Annotated in this window: 22 protein-coding genes and 2 tRNA genes; 12 read left to right on the top strand and 12 right to left on the bottom strand. The window is 60.7% G+C overall.

What is annotated here, in order from left to right; translation table 11 throughout:
* Positions 1-147: 147 nt before the first annotated feature.
* On the top strand, positions 148-1005 hold the full coding sequence (locus tag ACB040_RS06300; RefSeq protein WP_371153646.1) for a formate dehydrogenase accessory sulfurtransferase FdhD: 858 nt from the start codon (positions 148-150) through the stop codon (positions 1003-1005).
* A gap of 15 nt (positions 1006-1020) precedes the next feature.
* Positions 1021-1887 carry a substrate-binding domain-containing protein gene (locus ACB040_RS06295; protein WP_371153777.1) on the top strand — a complete coding sequence of 289 codons (867 nt, stop codon included), beginning with the start codon at positions 1021-1023 and terminating at the stop codon, positions 1885-1887.
* Between the two features lie 80 nt (positions 1888-1967).
* Here the strand turns inward: ACB040_RS06295 and ACB040_RS06290 are convergent, their stop codons facing one another.
* Together ACB040_RS06290 and ACB040_RS06285 are read right to left on the bottom strand one after the other, a co-directional pair.
* On the bottom strand, positions 1968-4070 hold the full coding sequence (locus tag ACB040_RS06290) for a cache domain-containing protein (RefSeq protein ID WP_371153644.1): 2103 nt from the start codon (positions 4068-4070) through the stop codon (positions 1968-1970).
* A gap of 25 nt (positions 4071-4095) precedes the next feature.
* Complete coding sequence (locus tag ACB040_RS06285) at positions 4096-5451, bottom strand: sigma-54-dependent transcriptional regulator (protein WP_371153642.1); 1356 nt, start codon at positions 5449-5451, stop codon at positions 4096-4098.
* A 254-nt stretch (positions 5452-5705) separates the two neighbouring features.
* On the opposite strand from ACB040_RS06285, the gene ACB040_RS06280 reads away from it, so the two are divergent.
* From ACB040_RS06280 to ACB040_RS06255, 6 genes are all read left to right on the top strand, one after another.
* On the top strand, positions 5706-6548 hold the full coding sequence (locus ACB040_RS06280; protein ID WP_371153640.1) for a substrate-binding domain-containing protein: 843 nt from the start codon (positions 5706-5708) through the stop codon (positions 6546-6548).
* A gap of 129 nt (positions 6549-6677) precedes the next feature.
* Complete coding sequence (locus ACB040_RS06275) at positions 6678-7379, top strand: ABC transporter permease (protein ID WP_019446238.1); 702 nt, start codon at positions 6678-6680, stop codon at positions 7377-7379.
* A 34-nt stretch (positions 7380-7413) separates the two neighbouring features.
* Positions 7414-8109: an energy-coupling factor ABC transporter ATP-binding protein gene (locus tag ACB040_RS06270; RefSeq protein ID WP_199415406.1), complete on the top strand. Its 696-nt coding sequence runs from the start codon at positions 7414-7416 to the stop codon at positions 8107-8109.
* Positions 8081-8725 carry a molybdenum cofactor guanylyltransferase MobA gene (gene mobA / locus ACB040_RS06265; protein WP_199415407.1) on the top strand — a complete coding sequence of 215 codons (645 nt, stop codon included), beginning with the start codon at positions 8081-8083 and terminating at the stop codon, positions 8723-8725. Before ACB040_RS06270 ends, mobA begins: the two co-directional genes overlap by 29 nt.
* Positions 8722-10485 carry a bifunctional molybdopterin-guanine dinucleotide biosynthesis adaptor protein MobB/molybdopterin molybdotransferase MoeA gene (locus ACB040_RS06260; RefSeq protein WP_371153637.1) on the top strand — a complete coding sequence of 588 codons (1764 nt, stop codon included), beginning with the start codon at positions 8722-8724 and terminating at the stop codon, positions 10483-10485. Before mobA ends, ACB040_RS06260 begins: the two co-directional genes overlap by 4 nt.
* 62 nt (positions 10486-10547) lie before the next feature.
* Positions 10548-11606: an FUSC family protein gene (locus ACB040_RS06255; protein WP_042054492.1), complete on the top strand. Its 1059-nt coding sequence runs from the start codon at positions 10548-10550 to the stop codon at positions 11604-11606.
* A 58-nt stretch (positions 11607-11664) separates the two neighbouring features.
* Here ACB040_RS06255 and ACB040_RS06250 read toward each other — a convergent pair whose 3' ends face one another.
* The 8 genes from ACB040_RS06250 to ACB040_RS06215 form a co-directional block, all read right to left on the bottom strand.
* Positions 11665-12219 (bottom strand): DUF3332 domain-containing protein, encoded by a 555-nt coding sequence (locus ACB040_RS06250; RefSeq protein WP_088868723.1) that lies wholly within the window; start codon positions 12217-12219, stop codon positions 11665-11667.
* 180 nt (positions 12220-12399) lie between these two features.
* Positions 12400-13701 (bottom strand): methyl-accepting chemotaxis protein, encoded by a 1302-nt coding sequence (locus ACB040_RS06245; protein WP_371153634.1) that lies wholly within the window; start codon positions 13699-13701, stop codon positions 12400-12402.
* Between the two features lie 89 nt (positions 13702-13790).
* The gene (locus tag ACB040_RS06240; protein ID WP_371153632.1) at positions 13791-14270 is read right to left on the bottom strand and encodes a GNAT family N-acetyltransferase; all 480 of its coding nucleotides are present in this window, start codon (positions 14268-14270) and stop codon (positions 13791-13793) included.
* A gap of 97 nt (positions 14271-14367) precedes the next feature.
* A complete protein-coding gene (locus tag ACB040_RS06235) occupies positions 14368-14811 on the bottom strand; it encodes a DoxX family protein (protein WP_042054498.1) in 444 nt (147 codons plus the stop codon).
* On the bottom strand, positions 14808-15560 hold the full coding sequence (locus ACB040_RS06230) for a putative DNA-binding domain-containing protein (protein ID WP_371153630.1): 753 nt from the start codon (positions 15558-15560) through the stop codon (positions 14808-14810). The genes ACB040_RS06235 and ACB040_RS06230 overlap by 4 nt, the downstream gene beginning before the upstream one ends.
* Positions 15553-16401 (bottom strand): DUF692 domain-containing protein, encoded by an 849-nt coding sequence (locus ACB040_RS06225; protein WP_371153628.1) that lies wholly within the window; start codon positions 16399-16401, stop codon positions 15553-15555. Before ACB040_RS06225 ends, ACB040_RS06230 begins: the two co-directional genes overlap by 8 nt.
* 72 nt (positions 16402-16473) lie before the next feature.
* A complete protein-coding gene (locus ACB040_RS06220) occupies positions 16474-16737 on the bottom strand; it encodes a DUF2282 domain-containing protein (protein WP_021229844.1) in 264 nt (87 codons plus the stop codon).
* A 434-nt stretch (positions 16738-17171) separates the two neighbouring features.
* Complete coding sequence (locus tag ACB040_RS06215; RefSeq protein WP_005334863.1) at positions 17172-17372, bottom strand: YbfA family protein; 201 nt, start codon at positions 17370-17372, stop codon at positions 17172-17174.
* Between the two features lie 212 nt (positions 17373-17584).
* On the opposite strand from ACB040_RS06215, the gene ACB040_RS06210 reads away from it, so the two are divergent.
* Positions 17585-17878, top strand: a complete 294-nt coding sequence (locus ACB040_RS06210) for a hypothetical protein (RefSeq protein ID WP_371153626.1) — start codon at positions 17585-17587, stop codon at positions 17876-17878.
* 48 nt (positions 17879-17926) lie between these two features.
* On the opposite strand, the gene ACB040_RS06205 is transcribed toward ACB040_RS06210, so the two are convergent.
* Both ACB040_RS06205 and ACB040_RS06200 read right to left on the bottom strand, forming a co-directional pair.
* Positions 17927-18000, bottom strand: a tRNA-Cys gene (locus tag ACB040_RS06205).
* Positions 18001-18057: 57 nt separating this feature from the next.
* Positions 18058-18133 (bottom strand) — tRNA-Gly (locus ACB040_RS06200).
* Between the two features lie 249 nt (positions 18134-18382).
* Here ACB040_RS06200 and ACB040_RS06195 point away from each other — a divergent pair.
* The 3 genes from ACB040_RS06195 to ACB040_RS06185 all read left to right on the top strand — a co-directional run bounded on the left by ACB040_RS06195 (position 18383) and on the right by ACB040_RS06185 (position 25023).
* A complete protein-coding gene (locus tag ACB040_RS06195) occupies positions 18383-21820 on the top strand; it encodes an ATP-binding protein (RefSeq protein WP_338772221.1) in 3438 nt (1145 codons plus the stop codon).
* A gap of 415 nt (positions 21821-22235) precedes the next feature.
* On the top strand, positions 22236-23921 hold the full coding sequence (locus ACB040_RS06190) for an ABC transporter substrate-binding protein (protein ID WP_005353816.1): 1686 nt from the start codon (positions 22236-22238) through the stop codon (positions 23919-23921).
* A gap of 118 nt (positions 23922-24039) precedes the next feature.
* Positions 24040-25023: an ABC transporter permease gene (locus tag ACB040_RS06185; RefSeq protein WP_005353818.1), complete on the top strand. Its 984-nt coding sequence runs from the start codon at positions 24040-24042 to the stop codon at positions 25021-25023.

Raw genomic sequence — 25023 nt, 5'->3', positions numbered from 1 at the left:
TCAGAATGGGAGCCTGCTCGCTTTTATTAAGACAACATAATTATGCTTTGCGTACCATCACTCTGACATTTTGTCCGTCTCATTAATCTGGAACAAAACTTGCTGTATCCCTCCCCTTAGATCCCGGCAACCGGTCGCGAGGGGCCCATGACACCGACCTTTATCAAAAGCAATGCCGCAGCCCAGCTCACCATGGCCGTCGAGGTGATGGATGAGCAGGGCACGATGAACACCCGCCAAATCGCCTGTGAGCGGCCACTGACGGTCTACCTCAACTGGAAGGAGATAGTAACCCTGATGACGCTGGGTGCCCGCCCCGAGGCGCTGGTGCTGGGTTATCTGAAAAATCAGGGCTTTATCGAGGATATTTCGGCCATCGAGTCGGTGATCGTCGACTGGGAGAGCGAGGCCGCCGCCGTGGTGAGCAGCCAGCAGGCCGCCGATCTCGACAAATCCCTGGAGAAGAAGACGGTCACCTCCGGCTGCGGTCAGGGCACCATGTATGGCAGCGTGATGAAGAAGCTCGAAGGGGTGGTCTTGGCGGCGCCCGAGCTTAAACAGAGCACCTTCTACGCACTGCTCAAGGCGCTGTCGGCCCATAACGAAACCTACAAGATGGCCGGTGCCGTCCATGGCTGCGCCATCTGTCGCGGCGCGGAGATCCTCTCCTTTGTCGAGGATGTGGGGCGCCACAATGCGGTTGATACCCTGGCGGGCGAGCTGTGGATGCGCGGCGAGAGCGGCCACGACAAGATCTTCTACACCACAGGGCGGCTCACCTCGGAGATGGTGATCAAGGTGGCGCAGATGGGCATTCCAGTGCTGCTGTCGCGCTCCGGCGTAACCCAGATGGGGCTGGATCTGGCCCGCCAGCTCGGCATCACCATGATTGCCCGTGCCAAGGGGCGCCATTTCGAGGTATTCAGCGGTCACGACCATATGGTGCTGGACGAGAAGCCGCCGGTGCTGGCGCCCAGTCCGGCCGGTCGCGGGATGCGGGATTAAACCATGAACGAGTTTATGAACGTCAAGCAGGTGGCGGAATACCTCGATCTCAACGAGAAGAAGGTCTACCAGCTCGCCAACGAGGCGCGCATCCCCGCCACCAAGGCGACCGGCAAGTGGTTGTTTCCGCGATCCCTGCTCGATCGCTGGCTGCTCGGCAGCTGCCACGAGGGGGTGATGAACGACCGGCTGCTGCTGGCAGGCTCGGACGATGTGCTGCTCCACTACGCCAGCAGCCGCTTGGCCCAGCAGCTCGGCACCCAGGCACTGGTGGGCTACACCCCGTGCGGCACCCGTCAGGGGCTGGCGATGCTGGCGCGCGGCCATGTGGATCTGTGCGCCATCCACTGGGGGCAGGCCGAGGAGGCGCACCTGCGCCACCCGGCGCTGGTGCAGCAGTATCAGGGCCACCGGCAATGGGTGATCGTTCATGGATTCAGGCGGGTGCAGGGGCTGGTGCTGCGGCAAGGGCTGCAACCCAAGGAGGCGAAAGAGGCGCTCGACTGGCGCTGGGCCATGCGTCAGGAGGGGGCTGGCAGCCAGCGCGCCCTGCAGGAGTGGCTGCAAACGCAAGGGGAGTCGCTGACCCGGCTGGAGCGCACCATTGAGGTCAACAGCGAGCGGGAGCTGGCCGCCGCCATCAGCCGTAGCGATGCGGATGTCGGGCCCGGTGCCCAGAGCACCGCCACCGAGTTTGGCCTCGGCTTTATGCCGCTGTCGCAGGAGTGCTTCGATCTGGTGATGCCGCAGGGGGTCTTCTTTCGCACCCTGCTACAACAGCTGATCGGCTGGCTGCAATCCCCCGAGGGGCGCGAGCTGGCGGCCCGCCTCGGCGGCTATGACCTGACCCAAAGCGGCAAGCTGGTGTGGAGCCCGCAGTAAATAACCACTCACCTACCGACAAAACAGCCCGTCAACCATGTTGACGGGCTGTTTTTATCACGGGCCTTTTTTAAGCAGCATCAATCGCTTGTCTCACGCCCCTCGGCATTGAGGGCGATGCGCCACCCTTCCAGTTTCGCGGGCTCGCTGCCGCTGGGCAGCAGGGCGTGGCTGCGCAGCCGCACGGTAAAGCAGCTCCCCTGCCCCGGGGTGGAGTCCACCAAAAGCTCCCCACCCCAGCGGCTGATAATGCGGTGGCTCAGGGCCAGCCCCAGCCCGGTGCCGGTAGCGCGGGTGGTGAAGAAGGGGTCGAAGATCTTGTCGATAATGGCCGCCTCGATGCCGCTGCCGTTGTCGATCACCCGCACCTCGGCCCCGCGCAGCTGACCCAGTTCATCGACCCAGTCGCGGCTCTCGACCCGGATCTCCCCCTGCTCCCCCAGCGCGTGGCTGGCGTTGACTAGGAGGTTTATCAGCACCTGCAACAGCTGCTGGCGATCAGCCTCGATGGGCTGCTGGGCCTTGAGATCGGCCACCAGCTCCACCTGCTGCTGGCGCAGGGCGGAGCGCACCAGAGTCAGGCTCTCCTCGATGATGGGGTTGAGGTGCTGCCACACAGGCGCCGTCTCATAGTCGCCGGGGCGAGAGTATTGCAGCAGACTGCGGGTGATGGCACGAATGCGCTCGATCTGGGCCAGCACCAGCGCCAGCTCCTCGCTGACCGGCTCGGCCGCCTCCCCCAGCTCCAGCTTCATCAGCTCCACATTGCCGAGGATCACCGCTAGCGGGTTATTAATCTCGTGGGCCACCCCGGCCGAGAGCTCGCCAAGGGCTGCCAGCTTCTCGCTGATCAGCAACTGCTGGCGCGCCTCGGTCAGCATATGGATATGATCTTCCAGCTCCGCAGTCTTGAGCTCGAGACTTTGGGTGCGCTCGGCCACCTTCTGCTCCAGCTCGTCAGCGCTGCGGGCCATCTGCTGCTGGTGCGCTTCTTGCCTGTCCAGCATGGCGTCAAACTGGCGACCTAGCTGGGCCAGCTCGTGATCGGGATCGAGGGCCAGCGGGCCGATGCGAGCCGACTCCCCGGCCTGCACCTGCCGCACCACCTTGTGCATCCGCTCGATGGGGGAGAAGAGATCCCGCGCGCCGCGATAGACCAGCAGGCCGGAGAGCAGCAACAGCAGCACTACGCCGGACCCCAGCTCCACCAGATTGGTGAGGTAGGTACGGATAATGGGCCACTCGAGAAAACCGACATAGAGCATACCGATCCGCTCGCCCCTGGCTCCCAGCAGCGGCTCGTAGCCCGAGACATACCAGGCGTCGTGGACGAAGGCGCGGTCAACCCACATCTCCCCCCGTCCCAGCACCTGATCGCGCACTGGCGGCGAGACCCGGGTGCCCACCGCCCGCCCCACCTGACGGCTACTGCTGACCGGTACGTTGGTGCTCACCCGCAGATCGTCGAGAAACAGGGTGACGGTGCCGACGCTGCCATCCGGCAGGGTATTTTTGGCAAACACCTGACCCTTGAGCTCATCCACCAGCCGGGTGCTGCCGTTGACAAGCTCGCCCCCCTCCAGCATGGCCCAAAGGGAGCCGTCGCGGCCCATCACAGGGGTCAGTGACAGACTGATCAGCCCCCTGTTCTCCACCACCTTGGTGCCATCCCGCTGCCACAACACAGCCCGCTTGGCCAGTTGCGGGGAGAGAGCGAGCATCTCCTGCTGCGACCAGACCACGAAGTGGCTGACGCTGCGTCCGGCCGTGAGGGCGGCGCGCTCCTGCGCCGTCAGCTGATCCAGCTCGGGGCCACGGCGCAAGCGCAGAAAATCGAGACCATAGTTGGCCGCCAGCGGCATCACCCAGTCATGCAGCTGATCCGGCGATTCCCGCAGCCGAAGCTGAAAGGCCCAGGCATCGCGCAGATGCTCCAGATGCTCGGTCTGGCGCTGCTGCTGCACCGTGATGGCGTGATGGGCCACCCCGAGATCGCTGCGCACCGTGGTGAGCAGGTTTTGCCAGCTGTAGGTGAGGGTCCAGTAGAGGGTGAGCGCGATCATGCCCACCAGGGTGAGCATGATGGGTACCGAGGTGAGCAGCAGCAGGCGCCAGCGCACTTTGGTGCGCACGCAACGGGGCAACAGGGCGCGCATGCAGCGGGAGAGCAGGGTCAGTTTCATCGCCACCCCATCCAGTCAGCCTTCCTCATTCGATGGCCCACTCCTTGAATTTGCGATCCAGCGTCTTGCGCGCCACCCCGAGCACCCGGGAGGCAGCCGACTTGTTGCCATCATGGCTCGCCACCACTTGCAGGATGTGGGCTTTTTCTACCTCCGCCAGCGGCCACGCCAGCGGATAACCCTCCTCGCTCGCGCCCTGTTCGGCGGGCTTGCTGCTCAGCCAGTAATCCGCCGGGGGCTTGCCCAGCAGCAGGCAGCGCTCGATGAGGTTGCGCAGCTCCCGCACGTTGCCGGGCCAGGGGTAGGCTTGCATCGCTACCACATCCTCATGGGTCCAGCTCAAAGAGCCCATCCCCATCTCGGCGGTGAGCTGGCGGGTGAAGTGGTGCACCAGCGCGGGGATATCGTCGATCCGCTCCCGCAGCGGGGCGACCGGCAGCGCCACCACGTTGAGGCGATAGAAGAGATCTTCGCGAAAGCGGCCTGCCTCCACCTCGGCCTTGAGGTTGCGGTTGGTGGCGGCGACGATACGCACATCCACCGCCAATTCGCGCTCGGCCCCCACCGGGCGGATGGCCTTCTGCTCCAGTGCCCGCAGCAACGAGGCCTGCATGGCAAGCGGCATCTCGCCGATCTCGTCGAGAAACAGGGTGCCCTGATGGGCGACCCGGAACAGGCCGTCGCGCCCCTTGCGGGCGCCGGTAAAGGCCCCCTGCACATGGCCGAACAGCTCGCTTTCCAAAAGCTCCGGCGCGATGGAGGCGCAGTTGAGGGGCACAAAGGCCCCCATCCGGCCAGAGAGTTGATGCAGGGCGCGGGCCACCAGCTCCTTGCCGGTGCCGGACTCCCCCTCCACCAGCACAGCGGCGTTGGAGGGGGCCACTCTGGCGATGAGCGTCTTGAGCTCGCGGGTCTTGGCACTGTCGCCGATCAGGGTGGGCGGGAACAGCTTGCTCACCTCCCGGCGCAGCAGCAGGTTCTCCCGCTCCATCTGGCGGCACTCGATGACTCTGTCCACCGCCTGCACCATTTGATCGAGGTTGAAGGGCTTGAGGATAAAGTCGCTGGCGCCGAGGCGCAGCGCCTTGAGGGCGGTCTCCATATCGCCAAAACCTGTCATGAAGATGATGTCGCTGCGGCGGGTGGCCGGGTCGATGGCTTCGTGCCACTCGATACCGGAGCGCCCCGGCAGCCGGATGTCGGCGATGATAAGGTCAAAGTGAAGGCGGCAGCGCAGGGCTTCCGCCTCCTCCACACTGGCGGCAGTCTCAATCTGGGCAAAACGCTTGGCCAGCGCCTTGGCCAGAAAGCTGCGCATGCCGGGCTCATCGTCAACGATAAGCAGGGAGAGGGCAGACCAGCGGCTGGGAGGGAGTGTCATGGAAAAAAGTACCTCGGATGCACGTACGGTCGGTGAATGTCCCGATAACCGGAACCTTAGTGGGACATTTTGTCCTTACCGTATCAAAAGCACCAACACCAATTATTAAAAGCGATAACAAGCTCACCTAATTGATTCTAATAAGCTTCTGTTTTTAAACGGCAAACCGTGAATGCAGCGGCAAAGGAACGGTTTGGCACCCTGCTTGCTTACTCTTGCCCTCTCCTCAGCCACCCTGAAAAAGTTGCATCACGATGACGATAAAAACCAGCCTCAAACGTTTTGCCCTCTCCCTCGCCACCAGCCTGCTGATCGCCGGTGCTGCCCACGCCGAAGCGGATACTAATGCCACAAAAGCGCCGATCCGCCTCGCCACCACCACCAGCACCGAGCAGTCCGGTCTGCTGGGCTGGCTGCTGCCCCAGTTCACCAAGGAGACCGGTTATCCGGTGCAGGTAATGGCGGCTGGTACCGGCCAGAGCCTGAAGATGGGCGAAAACGGCGACGCGGATCTGGTGATGACCCACGCCCCCTCTGCCGAGAAGAAGTTCGTCGATGCGGGCTTTGGCATCGAGCCGGTACACCTGATGTACAACGACTTCGTTATCGTCGGCCCGGCCAAAGATCCGGCGAGTCTCGGCAAACTGCACGACGCGGCCAAGGGGCTGCAAGCCATCAAGGAGCAGGGCCAGACCTTTATCTCCCGCGGTGACGAGTCCGGTACCCACATCAAGGAGAAGACCCTGTGGCAGGCGGCTGACGTCAAACCCGAGTTTGCCGGTTACAAATCCATCGGCCAGGGGATGGGCCCGACCCTGACCATGGCCTCCGAGCTCGGTGCCTACACCCTGACCGACCGCGGCACCTGGCTCGCCTACCAGAGCAAGCTGGATCTCGCCGTACTGCTGGAGGGTGACAAGCGTCTGTTCAACCCCTATCAGGTGATCCTGGTCAACCCCAAGCGCTACCCGGATCTCAACACCGAAGGGGCCCGCACCCTGAAGAACTGGCTGATCTCCGAGCATGGCCAGAAGCTGATCGGCGACTTCAAGGTAGCCGGTCAGGCGCTGTTTGTAGCGGATGCCAACGGGAAATAATGGCAACCCAGACTCCTGCGATGACCTTGATGGCCCTCCCCCGGTTCGCTGAGGGAGGCGCCTGATGCCGACCCTGCTCGACACGACCGTATTGACGGCCCTCGCCCTGCACGATGAGAGAGAGGTCTGATGCCGACATTGATCGACACGACATTAGCGGCCCTCGCCCTGCTGTTTAGTGGTGACACCGAACTGTGGCAGGTGGTGGGGGTCTCCTTCTCCGTCTCCTGCATCGCCCTGCTGCTGGTGCTGCTGCCCGCCTTGCTGCTGGGCTTTGCCCTGGCCTATCTGCCGCTGCCCGGCCGCTGGCTCTGGCTCTCCTGCATCAATACCCTGCAATCGGTGCCGACTGTGGTGATTGGCCTCTTGCTCTACATGCTGCTGTCGCGGGCCGGCCCCTTTGGCGACTGGAAGCTGCTCTTTACCCAGCAGGCGATGGTGGTAGGGCAGATGCTGATCGCCTTTCCGGTGATCGCCACCATGGCTCACGCGGCGTTTGTCCAGAGCGACCGGCGCGCCTGGGAGACCGCCCTGACCCTGGGGGTCTCCTGGCCCAAGGCGCTGATCGGCCTGATGCACGAGTGCCGCTTTGGCCTGCTGGCCGCCATCATCGGCGCCTTCAGCCGCATCGTCACCGAGGTGGGCTGCTCCATGATGGTGGGGGGCAATATCCTGCACTTTACCCGCAATATCCCCACCGCCATCGCGCTGGAGACCCAGAAAGGGGCCTTCACCCAGGGGGTGGCACTCGGCATAGTGCTGCTCACCCTCGCCCTCTTGCTCAACCTGCTGCTGACGGCGTGTCGCGGCCACAGCTATCTGAAGAACTGACCATGCCCCCACTGTGTATCAACAGGAGTACCCCATGGCCCTGACCGCCCAGCAACTCACCATGCGCTTTGGCGAGCGCCAGCTGTTCGAGATTGACCGGCTCGCCATCGCACCGGGGGATGCCATCTGGCTGCACGGGGCCAACGGGGTGGGCAAGACCACCTTGCTCAAGATCCTGGCGGGGCTGCTGGCCCCCACCCGCGGCCACACCAATCTGCCGGGGCGCTGGCAACAGCGGCTCAACCGGCTGCTCAAGCGGGATCTGGGGCCGGGCCGGGTCACCTATCTGCACCAGACCCCCTATCTGTTCGATCGCACGGTGCACGACAACGTGGCCTGGGCGCTCGATAAACAACTCGGCAGCGAGATCCGGGTGTTCGAGGCGCTGCGCCGGGTCGAGCTGGAGGGGCTGGCGCGGGAGCACATCAGCATTCTCTCGGGTGGCGAACGACAACGGCTGGCGATGGCCCGCGCCTGGGCGCTGCAACCGGCCTTTCTGCTGATGGATGAGCCCACCGCCAATCTCGACACACATTCGGTTGCCCTGATGGCCGCATTGGCGCAAGATCTGCGGGAACATGGCAGCGGCCTGGTCGTCATCAGCCACCAGAGCAACGCCCTGACCGACCTGTGCGAGCGGCAATGGACCCTCGCCCGTGGCCAGCTGCAAGAGACGACCCCTTTAAAAATCATCGAGCGACATGACTTCAAAAAGCGACAGCCACTCTGATCCCGTTGCCGTATCAGCAGTGATCCTGGCAGGAGGCCGCGCCACCCGGATGGGGGGCGAAGACAAGGGATGGGTAGCACTGGCGGGACGCCCCCTAATCGACCATGTTTTGGCGCGCCTGCGCCCCCAGGTGGATGAGGTGCTGATCAACGCCAACCGCAGTCAGGCCCGCTATCAGGCGCTGGCCCCGGTCATCAGCGATGACAACAACGACTATCTCGGCCCGCTGGCGGGCATGCAGGCAGGTCTTGCTGCCGCCCGTCACGACTGGGTGCTGTTTGTCCCCTGCGATGGCCCCGCCCTGCCGCTGGATCTGATGAGCCGCTTTCACGCCGCCCTGACCCCGGATACCGAGCTGGTAGTTGCCCACGATGGCGACTGGCTGCAACCCGTGGTCGCCCTGCTGCACAAATCCCTGCTCCCCTCCCTCACCGCTGCGCTGGCAGAGGGAGAGCGCAAAATCGATATCTGGTTTGCCCGCCACAATATGGCGGTGGTGAGCTTTGCCGATCAGCCGGATGCCTTTATCAATCTCAATAGCCCTGCCGAGCTGGCCGCCTACGAGGCCCGTCTGCTCGCCACGGCTATCGACCCCCAACAAGGAGTCACCTCATGACCCCGGCCCCCACTCTTCCCCTGCTCGGCTTCGCCGCCTGGAGCGGCACTGGCAAGACCACCTTGCTGGAGCAGTTGATCCCCCTACTGGTGGATCGAGGCCTGCGCATCGGGGTGCTCAAGCACGCCCACCACGACTTTGATATCGACCAACCGGGCAAAGACAGCTATCGCCTGCGCAAGGCGGGTGCCCAGCAGATGATGGTCGCCTCCCGTTGTCGTCATGCTCGTATCATTGAGACGGAACTGGCCGAAGCCGACTTTCGCCAGCTGCTGGCCAGCTTCGATCAGACAGAGCTCGATCTGCTCTTGGTCGAGGGGTTCAAGCACGAGCACTTCCCGAAAATCGAGCTGCACCGCGCCGAGATTGGCAAGCCGCTGCTCTTCCCCGAAGACGGCGACATCATAGCGCTGGCCAGCGATCAGCCCCCACAGAGTGGCGAACAACAGCAGACAAGCCTGCCCCGACTCGATATCAACGATCTGGCGGCTATCGCCGACTTCGTCTGCCGCTGGCTTGACGGCTGCCAGAGCAAGGAGCCTGAGGCGGGCAAGGGCTTTCTCTCGGTCGAAGCGGCCCGCAATACCATTCTGGCGGCCCTCACCCCGAGCACGGTCTGCTCCGAAAAACCGCTGGCCCAGTGCCACGGCGCCGTGCTGGCCGCCGATCTGATAAGCCCCATCAATGTGCCACCCCACGCCAACTCGGCGATGGATGGCATTGGCCTTCGCAGCGACGATCTCACCGCCGGTCGCTGGCAACTGGTGGGGGAAGTGCTGGCGGGCCAGCAGCGCCACGAGCCTGTGCTGGCCGGTCAGGCGGTGCAGATCATGACCGGCGCCCCGCTCCCCCCCGGTGTGGATACCGTGGTGATGCGGGAAGAGACGCAGATTGAAGGTGAGTGGGTCACGGTCACCGCCCCGATCCGCGCAGGACAGAATGTGCGCCTCGCCGGCGAAGATCTCGCCAAGGGCGCTGTCGCCATCCCGGCCGGTACCTGGCTTGGTGCCCCCCAACTGGGGCTGGCGGCATCACTCGGCCAGGCATCGCTCTGCGTGCGCACCCCGCTGAAAGTGGCGCTGTTCAGTACCGGTGACGAGGTGCAGGCGCCGGGCGAGCAGCTCGCCCCCGGCCATATCTTCGACAGCAACCGCTTCACCCTGATGGCCCTTATCCGCGCCGCCGGATGCGAGGTGATGGACCTTGGCATCATTCCCGATGACAAGACCATTCTGCGCCAGCAGCTGGAGCAGGCCGCCGCCAGCGCCGATCTGGTGTTGAGCTCGGGCGGAGTCTCGGTGGGCAATGCTGACTTTATCAAGCTGGTGCTGGCGGAGCTCGGCCAGATCGATTTCTGGCGCATCCAGATGCGGCCGGGTCGCCCGCTCGCATTTGGCAAGCTGGGGCAGACCCCCTTCTTCGGCCTGCCGGGCAATCCGGTGGCGGCGATGATCTGCGTGCTGCAGTTTGTCGAGCCCGCCATCGCCCGCTTGCAAGGCAAGCGGTGGCAGCCGCTGCGCCTGTCGGCACTGGCGGACGAGAAGATGAAGAGCCGCCCGGGGCGCACCGAGTTTCTGCGCGGCATCTTCCATCAGGACCGTAACGGCCAGCTGCGGGTGCGCACCACAGGGCCACAGGGCTCCGGCATTCTCAGCTCCATGGCCGATGCCAACTGCCTGATCGAAATCGTACCGGATCAACCCAGGATCGCCGTTGGCGAGCGGGTCTGGATCCACCCCCTGCAGGGACGACTAGCCTAAATCCCGACGGGGCGTTGGCCGGATGCACGGCGCCCCGTCCCCCACCTGACAGGAGGCAGACCGTGCGTCTTGATGCCCCCCTCTCCCGACTCGATCTGCTGGTCTATGGCCGCTACCGGATCGTCCATGGCCTGCGCATTGCGCTCGCCTTTATGCTCACCTTTCTGCTGACCCGCGAGCTGAAACTGCCGGAGAGCACCTGGCCGCTGATAACCTTGGTGGTGGTGATGGGCCCCATCTCGTTTTGGGGCAATGTGCTCTCCCGCGCCCTGCAGCGGGTGGTGGGCACCATTTTCGGCGCCAGTTGCGGGGTGGTGGCGCTTTATCTCGAGATCTACTCGCTACCGCTTACCCTGATCTGGTGCGGCTGCATCATGTTCCTCTGCGGCTATCTGGCCCTCGGCAAGCGCCCCTATGTGGGGCTGCTGATCGGCATCACCCTGGGGGTCACCATGGGGGCCATGCCGGGGGACATAGAGACGGCGCTGTGGCGCAGTGCTGACGTGATACTGGGCTCCCTGTTGGCACTGCTCTTTTGCAGCATCTATCCCCAGCGGGCCTACAGCCACTGGCGGCTGCAACTGCACCAGATCCTGCAGCAGTCGGGGCGACTCTATCACACCCACCTCTCCCCCAATGTGCTGGAGCGCCCGCGCCTCAAGCACAATCTCTCCCAGCTGTTGGCACAGACCGGCAAACTGCGGGCCCTGCTGGCCCCCGCGGCCAAGGAGACACGCCACAGCGTCGCCCTGTTTGATGCGGTGCAGGTCACCATGCGCAATACCCTCTGCACTCTTGAGATGCTGGCCAACACCTACTGGAACGATCGGGAGAGCCACTTCCTGATGCAGAGCACGGCTGCGCTGCAAGCCTGCCATCTGGCCACCGAGGAGGCGATCAACCAGCTTGCCCTGATGATGCAAACCGGCGATGGTCGCGGGGCCGATGCCGCCATCGCCCGCCTGCACGAGGTGGCGACCCAGGTATCGCTGCCGCCCAACGCAGAGGCGGCCATCAATGGTTACCTCTGGCTCAACGTCCAGCTGACCGAGCAGCTCACCCACCTGCGCCGCCTGCTGGGGCTGATCCTCACCCCACCCCATCGCAAGCAGCCCGATTAGGCCCAATGCAAAACGCCCCGCAGTTGCGGGGCGTTCTTGTCGGCATAGGCACTGATGATCAGGCCGCCGTGCGGGCGTTCTCGCTCATCTGCTCCAGCTCTGCGCGGCTCAGGGTAGAGACAAAGCGGCCATCGAAGTAGATATCCATCAACTCGCCACGCTTCTCGCCACGCATCATGCTGCGGCGACCATCCAGATAGTGCACCTCCATCTGGGCGGTATGCTCGTCCGGGTAGCTGATCTCCACCTCGCGCACCCCTTGTGGCAGCATGGCCAGCGGCACCGTCTTGAGGGCCGGATCCAGATGCTGGTTCACCTTGATCACCGGATTGGCCTTCATGTCCACCACAGCCGGAGATTTGCCGGTGATGGGGTTCTTGCCAGACCAGAACTCGATGGTATTGAAGACGAACAGGTCAGCGGTCGCGGCCAGACCGTAGACAGGGGAGAGCAGCATAAAGACCCCGGCACGAGCGTAGCGGTTATCCACCACGCTCAGGTTGCCCTTGGTGACCATGCCGGAAAGCCCCATCTGCCCCATACAGCCGCCCAGACCCATGCTCGCGACCATAACCAGCAGGGCCATTGCCCGCCCCTTCTGTTGTAATGCCATCGTGTTCTGTTCCTACTCTGAAATAAATGAGGCGGCAAGCCTAATCAAGGGGCCAGAAGAGGACAATTCACAATGGCGGGACGATACAGGAGGGGTTCAGATTGGCATATCAAGTGCGCAATAAATAAGCACCGATGGAATAATCATCCATTCGGTGCCTCGTTCAACAACCAATAACCGTCAGGAGCCGATGGCCAGATTGGAGACTGTCTCGGTCACATTGATGGCGCCCTGCTCGATCTGTGACATCACGCCACTCACCTCGCCGATCTGCTCCTTGCCACGCTGGGCACTGGTGGCCACCTCATTGATGTTGCCGGTGATCTGGGCCGTCAGTTCGCGGTTTTTCTGAACCACGCTGGCGATCTCGCCGGTCGAGAGGGAGGTGCGCGCAGCCAGCTGACGTACTTCGTCGGCCACCACCGCAAAACCGCGCCCCTGATCGCCGGCCCGGGCTGCCTCAATGGCGGCGTTAAGGGCCAGCAGATTGGTCTGCTCGGCAATACTGCTGATGGTCGATACGATGGCTTCAATGCTTTTCGACTGCTCATTGAGCTGGCCAATCAGACCGGAAGTGCGGCTCACCTGTTCGGAAATGGCGCTGGAGATGGCAACCGATGCCGCCAGCAGTTCAGACCCGGTTTCGGCAAAGCGGGTGGTCTCCTGCGAAATGGTCTGGGCTATGTTGGCCGCCTCGCTCACTGCCTGGGCGCGCTTGATCCGCTCTGTCACCTCACTGGCAAACTTGATCACCTTGACCACCTTGCCGCTCTCATCCTTGATGGGGTTGTAGGTAGCCTCCAGCCAGATCTCCTTTCCGTGGCTGTCACGACGACTGAACAGCCCCGACTTGAGCTGGCCGTGGGCCAGATCGTCCCAGAAGTGGGGTTGCTCGCGATAGAAGCTCTCATCGCAAAGCAGCCTGTGATGCTGCCCCTTGAGCTGCGAAAGGGAGTAACCGACGCAGGAGAGGAAATTCTGATTGGCCGTCACAATCTCCCCCTTGGGGGTGAACTCGATAATGGCGAGTGCCCGATCGAGTGCCGAGATGATCGCTTTCTGACGACTCAACTGCTGATAACTCTCGGTAATATCGGAAGCAATCTTGACCACTCTGACCACCTTGCCCTCAACCTTGACCGGGAAGTAGGTCGCCTCCAGCCACAACTCCCTGCCATGTTTGTCAATGCGCTGGTAGATGCCACTGTGGGAATGCCCCTGACGCAACTGCTCCCAAAACTGGGCATAGGAGGATGACTGGGCGTAGTGGGCATCACAAAAGATCCGGTGGTGTTTACCAATCACCTCCTGCTCGCTATAGCCCACCACACTCAGAAACAGCGGGTTCGCCTCGAGGATCTCGCCGCTTGGAGTGAAACTGATGGTAGCGACACCGACTTTTACTGCATCAATAAATGCTTGGGCCTGGGCCAACTGCATTTGACACGCTTGTAATTCCGCTTTGAGTTTGAAGTTGAACATCTGCCCTGCCCCTCTATTACCTGGTTACAACTACGTCACATCTGCATGAACTTTAGACGAGAAACCATAGAGATAACGGGGCCCATCGATTAAGGTGCCAGGTCCCACTCCAGATAGGCCGGATTGGCGACAAAGCCGATCCGCTCATAGATAGGTCGTCCCTGCTCGCTGGCATGGAGCCACACCTTGCCCAGCTGACGCGATCTGGCGAAGGCTGTAATGGCATCGAGCAGCGCCGTGGCGATCCCCTGCTGGCGCCATTGTGACCGCGTATACATGTTGAGCAGATACCCCTCCATCCCCGCCAGATTGCCGGGATAGGGTGGCCGTTCAAACAATGCCAGCGTCCCGGCCGACACGATCTGTTTGCCGCCCTCTTGCGTATCGTCCTCAGCCAGCCAGGATAAAGCACTCTCTTCACTCATCGCTCGGGTGAAATAGTCAAGGGTGGCCTGCCACAAGGCCGGGTCTGCCTGCGGCGTCACCAGCTCACCGACCTCACAAAACAGCTCCATGCGCAGCGCCACCAGTACGGGAATATCTGCGGCCCTTGCCTGACGAATAATCATTGGCTGCTCCTTTTCTCTCATGGGAAATTTCGCCGGCCGTCATTATGACAAAGAGCGCCTTGTGGCGCTCTTTGTCATTGGGTAAATCACTGATAAATCAATGGCTGCGACGTGTCAGCCAATAATCCAGGCTCAGCACACCGCCGCCCCAGATGATCAGGGTCAGCAGCATCCAGCCCCACAGCTGGTGATCGTAAAAGCCACCCGCCCAGAGGGTCGGGTAGGAGATCACCGCCATGATATTGAAGCCAAACAGCAGCAAGGCGGCCGGGCGAGTAAAAAGCCCCGCCAACAGGAAGAGCGGCAACAGCAGCTCGGTCGCCGTACCCAGATAAGCAGCCCACAACCAGGGCAGCAGGGGCACCTGATACTCGGATTCAAACAGATAGAGGGTGGAATCCCACGCCGTCAGCTTGAGCCAGCCTGAAGTGAAAAAAACCGAGGCGACCCAAAGCCGCGCCAGCAACAGCACACCAGCGCTGCTCCAGCGCGGCAAATCACCACTCGAGCTGGCCAGCGCCAGCCATTTGTTTGCCATCATGGCATTACCTCCATATCCACCAGCAGACCAAGAGTTATCAGGCGAGTGAGATGTTCACTGGCCGCAGGGTCGGCCGCCAGCAGATCGACCAGCGCCGTACCAGCGAGACAACCCTGTAGCAGCGCCCACTCACCCGCCGTCAGGGGCAAGGGCGCAACCCGGCAATCCGGCTGTTTCTTCAATGCCAACCAGACGGGGGCATCAAGCACCTCCACCGCTTCACCACCGTGCAGCGCCATCTGCCACAGGGCCAGCACCGGATAATCGCTGGCAACCAGCAGCAGATCCGTGGCTGGCAACAGCCGCAGCCGCTCCCATTGTTGCGGCGATAATGCGGCCAGACGCTCGGCTGGCCAGCAGCGTGATTCCAGCGGCAGCAGACTGGCACGCTCAAGCTGCCATTCGAACTGCGCCAGCGCCTCCAGCCAGGGCAGTCCGGTTGTAGTCGGCAAGCGGGCCAACCATTGGCCAAATCCGGCGCCATAGTGCATGACGCTCCCTTCCCTGAGCGGCTCGGCCAATACGAAGCCACGTGCCGCCGCTGCAAAAAAGTCATCCCCGATCATGGCCTTGACGGCGGGATAACTGCTCGCCAGCACCTCGCCAAGGCTCAGGATGAAGTGGTTGCGATAGACCTGCAGCACAGATTCGGCAGGAAAGAGCCGGGAGCTGATGTGAGGGGCAATGGCGTCAGGCGCCCCCAGCAGACCATCGGCAAAGTGCTGTTGCAGCTGTGCCAGTTCAGCCATGGGCCACCTCCCGTGGTGCACTCATGGCACGCGCCTCATCCAGAATGGCGCCGGCCTGCGCCGCCTCTGCCAGCAAGACTGGCAGCGGCGGGATCTCGAGGTCCCACTCAATCAGGGTGGGAATGGCCTGCTTGCGGCAGATCTGGCGATAGAGTTCCCAGACCGGCTCCACCACAGGGGCGCTGTGGGTATCGATATAGAGGGAGCCTTCCGGCAGCTGTTTCTCGGTATAACCGGCCAGATGGATCTCCCCGACGGTGGCGAGATCGATCGCCGCCAGATACTCATCGCAAGAGAAACCGTGGTTAAAGGCACTGACATAGAGATTGTTGAGATCGAGCAGGATGCCGCACTCGCTGCGCTGCTGCAGCTCGGCCAGAAATTCCCACTCGCTCATCTCCCCGGCCAGTTGCAGATAGGAGGAGGGATTTTCAATCAACATGCGGCAACCCAGAGTCTGTTGTACCTGCTGGATCTTGTCGCTCATGTTGCGCAGGGAGGCGCGGGTATAGGGCACCGGCAGCAGATCGTTGAAGTAACGCCCGCCAATGCTGCCCCAGCTGAGATGTTCGGAGATCCGTGCCGGTCTGATCGCCGCGACCAGTGTCGACAACTGCTGCAGATGGTGCGGATCGAGCGGGTCGGCAGAACCGAGGGACATGCCAACGCCGTGAAGACTGACGGGGTAGTGTTGCGCCAGTTCGGCGAGCACCTGAAAACCCTGGCTGTGCCGTTCGAAGTAATTTTCACTATGCACCTCCAGCCAACCGACTGTCGGCAGGGTTTGACGGATCTCGTCGTAATGGGGAGTGCGTAATCCGATACCAATCAAAGGGTTCATCGCAAGACTCGCTTTCGCCAACCAGAGAAGATGCAGGGGGCGGCCCGTTGGCCATCCCCTGCCCGATGTCTCTTACTTGGGTTGCAGCGAACCGCCGACCAGCTTCTCGCACAGCCCTTTGGGCATCACCACAAAGGCATCACCCTGAGCATCTTCCTTGGCGGTACCGGCGCAGGAGCTGCTCTTGGTCGCACAGTCATTCTTGCTGGCCTTGACCACGCCGTAGCACTTCTCCTTTTCATCGGCAGCCATGGCTGGCGCCGCGATAAATTGGGCGCCCAGCGCCAGCAGACCGGTCATGGCGGAGGCGATAGCAGTGTTTTTTTTAACATTCATGTTCATGTTCCTTTTGATGTCGTTGGATGTTGCTGATATCCCCGATTTGTCGCAACCGGGTACCTGCAATAGAACCGGCAAATGGGATATTCCCTTTCAAAAAAACACAAAAAAGAGTTAAACAACCCAAAGCGAAACAAACAAGACATTGATTTAAAACAGCAATTTCTTCATTAAAAATTTATTGCCGACCACCCATTAATGAACGAGAAAAGTGCCATATGGTGCTTTCACCCCGTTAATCTTCTTCACTGCTTCCATCAAAAGAGATGCGTCAGACATAAAAAAGCCCCGCCAACAGGCAGGGCTGGATGCAACTTTAAAGAAACAATAAATAAATAATCTGAGTGCTGTTGGGAGCCAGGAGTTGCAGCAAGCAGATAAAAAAAGAGACAGCTTTGGCTGTCTCTTTTTGCACATGGTGCGAATGGGGTTTAGTAGAAGATCCGCTCGCCACGCTCGCTCATTTTGAGCCACACCGGTTTGGTGCTGGTTTTATTCCAGATCCGGTGCAGATAGCTGTAGAAGCGGGCACGATCGCTGCGAAACAGCATCACGGGGAAAGCCAGAATGCCCACCAGCAATACATAAATGCGACGAAGAATAATCTGAGTCAGGGAAAAGGGATGAAACATGATGTAACTCCTTACTGGTAAGACCACTGAGCAAAGATTACCCCACTCCATGTAGGATTACTACATCACCAACGCATTTTTTTATAAAAAAATGGTGAAAAACGGGAAATACTGAAAACGGGTTACGTCATTAACCAACAGTTAACAAACTTGCGAAAATCGTGCGCTTTGCCACAGTTATCAGGGGAAAAACATGCAGTAGGGAGACACGCATGAAACTGCATGAAGTGGCACTGCTGGTGCTGATGGTTGCCCTGACACGGGCACAACTGGAGGAGTGGCAACTGAATCGGGAAGATGCCATCGTGCTGGCCGAACGGGGCGTGCCCACCGTCAGCCTGTGGCAATGCGGCACACTGAAGCAACGGATTGCGGATCTCAACCAGCACAGTGCCGAGGTGCAGTTTCAATATCGGGGGCAAAACATGGCGGATGTGAGCCACTATCTCGAGCGCGAGTGGAAACAGGCTGGCTGCGAACAGTTACTGGTACAGCAAGGATACTGACCAAAGCTCAGACTCGAAGAGTGATGATTGAGATAAACAGAGGAAAGATGGAGGCACGTTCCGGAGTCGAACCGGACTAAACGGATTTGCAATCCGCTGCATAACCGCTTTGCTAACGCGCCATGCTGACAAGACTGATTGTCTTGAAAGTGAGTTCCATCGTTGGTTCGATGGAAAATTGGAGCGGGAAACGAGACTCGAACTCGCGACCCCGACCTTGGCAAGGTCGTGCTCTACCAACTGAGCTATTCCCGCGTTACTGCTTTCGTGCCAGTTGCCTGACAACGAGGCGCATTATACGTACCACGAGCGCCAGCACAACCCCTTTTTCGCAATTTAAGCCCTGATGCAAACTGTTTGCTCAGGGTTTAAACGCCTTGCTGCATTTTTCTCCAGCCAGCTGTGACCCACCAAGCGAATTTGGGATAAAGTCGTTGAAATGATTACGCTTTCGTTCGAGACTTGAGCGGCTTAATAACCGGATTCTCAATTGAAAATCACAAGATGAAATGGATCTTCACGCTTCGTGGGCTCAGGCCGCAGTTAATGCTGGCTTTTTTCATGTTGGGCATGGTGCCCTTTTTGGTCATCACCCTCTTCTTCCTATACAGCCACGGCAAGGATCTCACCACCCAGACCTCCAACCATCTGGTCTCCGTTCGTAATATCAAGAAGAGTCAGCTCGAAGATTACTTCAACAACCTCAAAGAGCAGATCATCAACTTCTCCCAGCAGGATTTTGCCGGCAACAGTATCGGCCGTTTCTATGGCTTTACCGGCGCCTTCGAGAAGTTGGGCACCACACCGCAGGAGGCCCGCAGCCGTGCTCAGGCCCGCTATCTGCCCGGCTCCTGGGATCAACTGCGCAAACCGGACAGTCAGGTGGAGATCGAACCCTCCATCACGGCGCTTATCCTTGCCGACGAGATGTATGGCCGGGTGCACCAGCGCTTTCATCGCGGCTATGCCGACATGGTGCGCAAGTCCAACTACAGCGACATCTTTCTGGTGGACCTCAACGGTGATGTGGTCTATTCGGTCACCAAGCACCCTAACTTTGCCACCAATCTGCTCTCAGGACCTTATCAGGGCAGTGGCTTGGGCCAGACCTTCGCCAAGATCAAACGCCGTCTTGATGGCGGCCAGAAGCCGCAGCAGATCTTCGAATTCACCGATTTTGGCCGCAACGAGCTGACCGGGCAGGTGGTCGCCTACATGGCGGCGCCCGTGATGCAGTACGACTATGTGCGCGGTGTGGTGATTTTCGAGCTGCTGCCGGACAAGCTCAACCAGATCATGGCGGAGCGGGAGGGGCTGGGCGAGACCGGCGAAACCATCCTGATCGGCCCTGACAAGCGGATGCGCGCCGATGCCTGGCTGGCACCGGAGTTCAGCGTCGAGAACAGCTTCAGCCCCAATTTCCGGCCGCTGCAAACACCCCTCATCACCAAGACGCTCTCCGGCGAGCAGGGGGTCGGGCTGTTCCACTCCTATCAGGATGACGAGGTGCTGGCCGCCTACACCCAGGTGAAGGTGTTCGATACCGAGTGGGCCTTTATCGCCGAGATCTCCACCCGGGAAGCCTATGCCCCGATCCGCCAGCTGGAAACTCTGGTAATTGTGCTGGGCGCGGGCTCGGTGCTGCTGCTGATCCTCTTCTCCCGCTGGCTCTCCCACTCCATCACGGCGCCGCTGCGATCCCTGACCGAAGCGGCCGAGCAGGTGGCCGACGGCGCGCTGGATCACCCCATCGCCATCGAGCGAACCGGCGATGATATTGACCGGCTGGCCGAAGCGTTTCGCCATATGCAGCGCTCGGTAAAGGACAAGATCGAGCTCATCGAGCAGCAGACCCTGGAGCTGCAACAGCAGGTCAAGCTGACCCACAAGCAGAACCTCAGCCTGCAGCAGGCGGACAAGCTCAAGGATGAACTGCTGGCCAACACCTCCCACGAGCTGCGCACCCCCATTCACGGTATCAAGGGGATGGCCGAGTCGATGCTCGCCAGCCAGCAGGATTTGACCGAAGGGCAACAAAAGCAGCTCGGTCTCATCATCAAAAGCGCCGACGGCCTGGCCCGTCTGGTGGATGATCTGCTGGACTACCATCAGATGCGCTACGGCCAGCTGGAGATCCACTCCCAGCCCGTCTCATCCAAGGGGGTTATCCGGCTGGTGCTGGACCTCTGCCAGCATCTGGTGCAGGCCAAACCCCTCACTCTGGTGGATATCAGCCCGGCCGAACTGCCGCCGGTGCTGGCCGATGAGCAGCGGCTCGAACAGGTGCTCTACAACCTGGTGGGCAACGCCATCAAGTACACGCCGCAGGGCAAGGTGGTGCTCAGTGCCATCGTCGAGAACAACTTCCTGCGCATCAAGGTCACGGATACCGGCATCGGCATCGCCCCCGATCATCTCGAACATATCTTCGAGCCGCTGGTACAGATGAGCCCGGAGGTAAGCAAGCAGGGGGCCGGCCTTGGTCTCTCCATCACCCGTCAGCTGGTGCACCTGATGGGGGGCGAGCTGTTTGTCGAGAGCGAGCCGAGCGTCGGCTCTACCTTCGCCTTTACCCTGCCCCTTGCCACCGGCAAAGCGGCCAATCTGACTCTCGACAGCCGCCAGATCGAGCATCAGCTGGTGCGCCAGCAACCGCTGATCCTGCCGGACTGGGAGAGCGACGATCTGCCCCCTCCCCCCGAGGGTGCGCCGCTCATTCTGGTGGTGGATGACGAGCCCATCAACCTGCACATCCTGCGCCATCTGCTGCAGCCCTGCGGCTACCGCATTCTGCCCAGCAGTGACGGCCACGATGCGCTGGCCAAGCTGGCCGAGGAGCCGGTGGACCTCATCCTGCTCGATGTGATGATGCCCACCCTCTCCGGTTTTGACGTCTGCCGTCGCCTGCGCCAGCAGCACCCGAAAGATATGCTGCCGGTGCTGCTGCTCACCGCCCTCAACCAGCCCAAGGATATCGAGGAGGGCTTCGGGGCCGGAGCCAACGACTATCTGGTCAAACCCTTCTGCAAAGAAGAGCTGTTTGCCCGGGTCAAGGCACTGCTGGAGGCCAAGGCCGGACGCGCCTCGCTGGTAGAGAACCGGCTATTGAAGCAGGAGATCGAACATCGCCTCACCCTGCAGGATCGACTGCATCAGGATCAGCAGCGCCTGCTGGCCCTGCTCGGCGAAGGGGCCGACCCCATGATCTTTATCGACGAGCAGGGCACAGTGCTGTTTGCCTCCCGGGTGATGGCACGCCTGCTGGGGCAGGAGCCGGAAGCCATGGAGGGGCAGCCCCTCAATGAGTGGCTCGCCACCCCGCTGCAACAGCAGTGGCCCGACCTTGCCAGCGAGCGGGAACACAATCTGGAGTTTCTGGTGGCCGGGCAAAAAGATGTGCTCAACGCCCGTGCCCTGCCCATCGCGCTCGGAGGACAGGCCGCTTTCGCCCTCACTCTGAGTACCGAGCTGCGTCAGGATGAGAACCGGGTAATGGCGCTGGAGAACGCCCTCAAGAACCTCTCGCGGCAAGCTATCATCGAAGATGAACAGCTGCTGGGTGAGCTGAGCCGCCTGGGTGGCGAGTTCCGTTCGCTGGCCGACGACCTCATTCGCCAGCAAGATGACGAGCCGCTGCGCCGGGCGCTGGTAGAGACCATGCAGCTCACCCTGGATGCCTGGCAGCAGGGTACCGGCAAGGGCAAAATCGTGCTGGCAGAGAAGAGCAAGCTGTGGCGGGTCTATATGGACAGATCCAGCCCGCAGACCCGCACCCTCGACAAATACCTGAGTCTGGACACCCTGCCCAAGTCACCACGCTGGAAGACGGTGGTGGCCACCACCGAGTATGTGCTGGGCCACTGCCCGCTCAATGACCACCAGCGCCAGCAGTTGCAGCACAGCGCCCAGACCCTGCGTCAACTCGCCAACCGCAAGCCGTGACACGGCGCCCTAAACGGGCGCCGGACCACAATTGGCAATCTGGTTTCTTTTTATGCAAAACAAAGCCCCGCCCGACCCCGAAACCGAGAGCAGATCCAATTCACAAATTTGTCATATACACCATTTTCACAGCCACTTTCTACGCGAGAGCAAATAACGCAAACCAATGATTCTAAACAGATAAAAAAGCATTTTGACGAGATTGACGTAACACCGTCAATTTTTACGAAAACAACGAAATCAATAGTTGTTGTTTTCCTGTTAATTCTGGTTTGCTTAGGGCGTTGGAAAACAGAACGACAAAGGTTAGACACCTGACCAACACAGAGGGCCGATTTCATCAGCATGCGAAACCGGTGCTCACACAAAACAAGGCGAACCCTCGGGAATGCCAAAAAATAAGAAAGGAAAACATATGCTTGCCAAAGTATCCAAAATCTCTACCGCTGTAATGCTGGGAACCATGATGCTTGCCGGTGCCGCCGGTAACGCCATGGCCGCAGAAAACAAAACCGTGCTGACCATGGTCGCACAGCAGGAAACCGCCTGGGTCAAGAACTTCAACCCCTTCCTGCAAGCGGGCTTGCTGCACACCACCCGTCACTTCATCTATGAGCCGCTGGTGATCTTCAACGATATGCAAGGGGGCAAACCCGTCTATCGTCTGGCCACCAACTATGCGTTCAGCGATGACCTGAAATCCGTCACCTTCGATCTGCGTGACGGCGTGAAGTGGTCTGACGGCGAAGCCTTTGATGCCGATGACATCATCTTCTCCTTCAATCTGGTCAAGGCCAACAAGGCGCTGGATGAGCGCTCAATCTGGACCCAGATCAAGAGCGTCGAGAAGCTGGCCCCCAACAAGGTCAAATTCGACCTGACCGAGGTCAACACCAACGTGGTGAACGATCTGGTGCTGGTACCTATAGTGCCGGAGCATCAGTGGAAATCGGTGAAAGATCCGGTTGCCTTCACTAACGACAAGCCGGTTGGTACTGGCCCCTTCACCGAAGTGGACAACTTCTCCGCCCAGCTCTATACCCAGTGCCGCAACCCGCACTACTGGGATAACGCCAACCTGGCTATCGACTGTATCCGCATGCCGCAAATGGCCACCAACGATCAGGTGCTGGCTGCTGTCATGAAGGGTGACATCGACTGGTTCGGCTCCTTCGTACCGGATATCGAGCGCCTCTACGTCGGCAACGATCCGAAGAACAACAAATACTGGTTCCCGGCCTCCGGTACCGTGGCGTTCAACGTCAACTTCCAGACCAAGAACCCGGGCAATAACGAAGCCTTCAACGACATCAACTTCCGCCGCGCCTTCTCCATGGCGATGGACCGCCAGTCCATGGTGGATATCGCGGGCTACGGCTACCCGACCGTCAACGAGTACCCGTCAGGTCTGGGCAAAGCCTTTGACTCCTGGAACAACCCGGAAGTGGACAAGAAGTACGGCAAGTACAACAAGTTCGACTTGGAAGGGGCCAAGGCCCTGCTGAAAGAGGCAGGCTACAAGGATTGTGACGGCGACAAGTTCCTCGACACCCCGAGCTGCAAAAAGATCGAGTTCAAGGTACTGGTACCGAACGGCTGGACCGACTGGGTCAACACAGTTCAGATTGGTGTAGAAGGGCTGCAGGCGCTGGGCCTGAACGCCAAGACCGCCACCCCGGAAGCAACCGTCTGGACCGAGAACCTGATCACCGGTGACTTCGATGTCGCCCTGCAGGGTTACTTTGCCGGTGCCAACCCGCACAAGTACTTCGAGACTGCGTTCCACTCCCGCAACATGGGCGACCGTGGCAACCGCTTCGCCGCGCCCCGTTACAAGGACCCCGAGCTCGACAAGCTGATCGATGACTTCACCCAGACCGCCGATGCGGCCAAGCAGAAGGAGATCATGTTCGCCATCCAGGATCGTGTTGGTGCCAACCAGACCATCATTCCGGTCTTCAACAACCCGACCTGGTATGAGTACAGCACCAAGCGCTTCAACGGCTGGTTCAGTGCTGATAACCCGGTAGCCAAACCTCAGCTCCACCCGGACACCCCTGAGCGTCTGCTGCACGTGTTGTCCCTCAAGCCAAACAGCTAAACAATCCCGGCCCCCTGCGGGGGGCCATCTTCCCCGTTAACCCCCTTCTTGCCCGGCACCGCCGGGGTTGGGGTAGCTATACCCGACGCGGGGCAGACTTGCAGTAAAAGGTACTATCATGGGATTCATACTGAGACGCTTTTCCTTCTATCTGGTTGCCTTTCTGGTAGCCGCCACCATCAACTTCCTGTTACCCCGTGCCATGCCAGGGGATCCTGTCTCCGTGATGTTTGCCCGCGCTGGCGCCATGATGGAACCCGCCGCCCTGGAAGCCCTCAAAGCCACCTTCGGCTTTGTCGACGGCCCCATCGGCACCCAGTTTCTCACCTATGTGAAGAGTGTCTTCACCTGGGATCTCGGCACCTCGGTGCGCTTCTACCCGCAGCAGGTCTCTGACGTGCTGGGCCGTGCCATCGGCTGGACCCTGTTTCTGGTCGGCACCTCCACCATCCTGAGCTTCTCCATCGGTTCCATCGTCGGCATCTTTGCCGCCTGGTATCGCGGCGGCCGGATGGACAGCATTCTCTCCCCGCTCACCCTGGTGATGCAGGCCATTCCGCCGGTGGTGGTCTCCCTGCTCGCACTGTTCCTGTTCGGGGTCAGCCTCGAATGGCTGCCCATCGGCTACGCCTACAGCCCGGAGATCAAGGCTGACTGGGGCTGGGAGCACATCAAGAGCATCATGACCCACGCCATCATGCCGGTGCTGACCCTGGCCGTGGTGCAGGTGGGGGGCTTTCTCATCACCATGCGCAACAACATGATCAACCTGTTGGGCGAGGATTACATCACCATGGCCAAGGCCAAGGGGCTCTCCAGCAACCGGGTGATCTTCAACTACGGCGCCCGCAACGCCATTTTGCCCAGCGTCACCGCCCTCTCCATGGCGCTAGGTTTCGTCATCGGTGGCTCTCTCATCACCGAAGTGATCTTCAACTATCCCGGTCTGGGCCTGACCCTCTATCAGGGCATTCTGGCCCGCGACTACCCGCTCATTCAGGGGCAGCTGCTCATCATGACCATCACCATGCTCAGCTTCAACTTCCTGGCCGACGTGCTCTACGTCTTCCTGGATCCCCGTCTGCGTACAGGAGGCAAATAA

It is taken from the genome of Aeromonas sp. S11(2024) (assembly GCF_041402345.1).
GTDB lineage: Bacteria > Pseudomonadota > Gammaproteobacteria > Enterobacterales > Aeromonadaceae > Aeromonas > Aeromonas veronii.
Note: the sequence above shows the minus strand (reverse complement) of the source record. Positions and strands in the feature narration are given on the sequence as shown.